Source organism: Polaromonas sp. P1_G2 (genome assembly GCF_056405515.1).
The window spans coordinates 1-471 of record NZ_JBFUBY010001062.1; the positions used below are offsets into that span (position 1 = coordinate 1).

Annotated in this window: 1 protein-coding gene; it reads right to left on the reverse strand. The window is 61.5% G+C overall.

Annotated features, from left to right (window positions below; all coding sequences use genetic code 11):
- Positions 1-471 (reverse strand): acyltransferase family protein (locus AC1D0P_RS29070; protein WP_477679906.1); only part of this gene is annotated, 471 nt, incomplete at both ends.

Below are 471 nucleotides of genomic sequence, written 5' to 3' on the forward strand. Positions count from 1 at the left end.
CCCCGGCGCTGACCGCGATAGCAAAGATCGCAGCGCAAGCGAGGCTGCCGGCAAAGCTCGCGAAAACCGTCCGGCGCGCGGCATTCGGGCGGGCATAGCGGAACGGCTGTTCAACGAATTTCCACGAGACGTAGCCGAGCACGATCGAGCTTGCGATCACCAGCAACGGTGCCCAGGTCATCGACGASTTGGGAAGGAAATAGGGCAGGAAGACGATGATCGGCCAATGCCACAAATAGATCGAATAGGAGGTCTTGCCGAGGAACAGCATCGGCCTGGACCCCAGGAACCGCCGGGCGATACTCGATTGTCCGCCGACGGCAATCAGCAGCATGGTCGACAGACATGGCAACATCGCTGCCGGCCCCGGAAACGGTGTCTCGGTGTCGAACAGCAGGCCAGCGGCGATGATGCCGCCAAGGCCCACCAGGGTCAGGAAATTGGCCCCATCCTGCTTGATGGCCTTTGGAT